At 36.5% G+C, this 2,802-nt stretch carries 3 protein-coding genes; all 3 read left to right on the forward strand.

All coding sequences use genetic code 11. The features are described 5' to 3' along the window. A partial coding sequence (locus tag ACTRWI_RS22180) for a hypothetical protein (RefSeq protein ID WP_499133862.1) occupies positions 1 to 718 on the forward strand: 718 nt, incomplete at its 5' end. Positions 719 to 1,355: 637 nt separating this feature from the next. Next, entirely contained in the window at positions 1,356 to 1,943 is a 588-nt protein-coding gene (locus ACTRWI_RS22185) for a hypothetical protein (RefSeq protein ID WP_499133863.1), read from the forward strand. Positions 1,944 to 2,506: 563 nt separating this feature from the next. Then, entirely contained in the window at positions 2,507 to 2,752 is a 246-nt protein-coding gene (locus ACTRWI_RS22190; RefSeq protein WP_499133864.1) for a hypothetical protein, read from the forward strand. The last annotated feature ends 50 nt before the right edge of the window (positions 2,753 to 2,802 follow it).

Below are 2,802 nucleotides of genomic sequence, written 5' to 3' on the forward strand. Positions count from 1 at the left end.
CCTCTTAGCCTTATTAGGTGTCAGTTTATTTGGCTGTGGTGGCGGAGGTGGTGGTAGCTCGACAACTGTTACCGCAAATGAAGATCCACAAGCGCCATATTCACCAGAGCTAGCAGCAAACACAGCCATCTTAAATTTGAAAGACAACGGTAATGTTGATGTTGAAAGTGTTGAAAACACGGCGAGATTAGTATCGGTCTTTTACGATGAAGTCGTTCAAGATATCTTCGATGGCCTTGACCTTTCAACAACCGCAAGTATAGACGAGCTAAAAAGTGTCATGTCTGGAAAGAACAAAGAGTTGAAAAGCATAGACAGAAAAACATATTTAGTAAGTAATGATGTTGTCACTATCTTTTATGATGCGGGTAATGCGTTGAGCTTTGCTACAGTATCTGTTTTTGAAGACCAATCTGATGCTAGAGGGGATACCTATGAGAATCTTGGCTACGTAATAGAGTTAAGCGATAAACTGGTTTGTCATCTTAGGTTCAATTTTTCTGGAATAGATGAATACTTGTCCTGTGATAACTCCGAGATTGAAATGTCATACAAACATTCAGGGCAATCCACAGAGTATAAACTCAAAGTGGATAGAGTAGAGGAGAACTTTCCAAACACCTCCGTAAGCTACTATCCGAATACCAATCAAGTATTTCTGAACAGCTCTAACTCTGGATTCTTGAACAACGATACGACAATTACGTGGACACCTTAGATAGTAAAAGACTTCAGCATGCGTTACTAAGCACAGTAATAAGGTTGTGCTGATTTAGGTAACTCGTAACAAAGTTACTAAAGGCCTGCTTGAGCTAATAGCCACCTTCCCCCTCGGTGGCTATTATATTTTTCAAAATAACAGCCTAGGTGTAGAGCTGTTTGTTTTGCTGTTCCAGCACTATGTAACTATTTAAGTTACAAAGCTATACAGAATTAGTTGAGAAGTTACGGTACAATTGCTCTTTTTATCAGTTTACGATAGTGCTAGTAAGATAAATCGTCTGTTAACAGCTTACGTGTTAAATAGAATGAAGAGGCCCTACATCGCTCATGTCTCGAATTATTATCATCTTGCTATACAAGAAGCCTGATTGTGAAGAGTACGCCCCCCTAACTGTGGCTATGGCCATATTTTTTAGGAATTAATTAGACTACTCTACGAAATTTAATTAAAATAGAATTTGTATTTTGACTATAATTTTAAGATAGCAAGATGTGCGTTTATTTTTAAAAATAGATATGAAACAAGTGTTAGCTATTTTTTGAAAATTGTACCAACATATTCAATTACTTATAATGTTTGATATTGGTGAAACGATTGACATTGTATTTGCCAAATATTTTAGAGCTCTTTTATGAAAAAATTTACTTTTTTATTTGTTATCTTAACTTTGCTTAATGGCTGTGTGACTCGGAAAATTCCTGTTATGCCAGAAGCCACATCAGTTACTTCTATCTCGGAAACAAGCGCGTCGCATCAGGGCTGTGAAACTATCGATGTTTATGTACTTGAAGATGCCCATCCAAATAATGTTGTTCCTGTTTTGAAAAATGAAGCTTACCTAGCCGGAGCAAATCACTACAGTATATCTGAAGTAGTAGAAACTAGAAGAGGAAGACCAAGTAGTGTTGTAGCTCAATTCTATTCATGTGAATCAGCGCATCGCTCCACTTCTGATGCGACGATGAAGTTGTTGCCTGGGGCTCAAAGTGTTTCGCCAGTTGCTTTTTCTGAAGTAGAAAATACTAGCTGTAAGATCCTTACTACGAAGACTTTTGAGGAAACTTCACCAGAGCAATTAGAAGTAGACATTGCTAACGAAGCGTATATGTTAGGAGGAAATAGGTTTCATATAACAAAAATATTGGAAGTAGACAATGGAGCTCCAACCTCTGTAGTTGCAGATATTTATCGTTGTAAGCACAGAACTTTAAATGACTAATAATGGTTTAGGTTGCTAATAAAATACTTTACTTTTGTTATTGCTAAAGTTTCTCTTTATCTGGAAAATTATTTGTTCTAGTAGGGCATAAAAGATAAAGGCTGAGCGTTCATCGCTTGGCCTTTTTTATTAAAATCAATATGTTACCCGCAAGGTATATAAAGGCACAGCCGAGAGCGTAGCAACCCGCTTGCCAAACATAGGCTTGCTCCAACCAGGCGGGTAACATCTTGTTCCGTTAGTTCTAGGTTGATTTGTTCGCAGTATCTATCGAGTTTGCTCATCGTCATCACCTTGTTAATCACTTCAACAACCAATATACCTGAATAGATATGTTTGTAAAAATCAATACTTTTCTAACAATCGTTTAGCTAACCTAAACATTGATCAATCTGTGCATCAATATATATAGCTAACTGCAAATACTGATATTAAAAAGATAATGAAAATAAAACAGGTTGAAACTAAGAATAAACTTAAAACAAACGATTCTTTTTGATGTGAGATGGAGCATGTTCTCTATGATAGATTTCATGCTCTAAATTTAATTATTGGTGTATAAAATGGTACGAGTAGACGTCAGAAAATTATCTAACACACTGATTAACGCAGGCGTTCCAGAGAAGAGAGCGGTATTACTTGCCCAAGCATTTAAAGATTCGATTAATGAAATCGATCCCGTCTCTCAATCGTATGTGAACAAAAAGGTTGAGAAGTCCAAAAATGAAACTGTTCAGTATCTGTTGGCATTCTTGGGACTACAGATGATCTTGATTCCTTGTTTTCATTACATCATGACTAACCTGTAGAGATAAAAAAGTCCGATATTGGCGTACCAATATCGGACTTTTATGTTTAA

Source organism: Pseudoalteromonas sp. G5_S1_14_S5, from assembly GCF_054968605.1.

What these genes read in the sequence shown, in the direction of transcription:
- ACTRWI_RS22185 (WP_499133863.1), top strand. Translation starts at nt 1,356, where the DNA reads ATGAAAAAATTTACTTTTTTATTTGTTATCTTAACTTTGCTTAATGGC.
- ACTRWI_RS22190 (WP_499133864.1), top strand. Translation starts at nt 2,507, where the DNA reads ATGGTACGAGTAGACGTCAGAAAATTATCTAACACACTGATTAACGCA.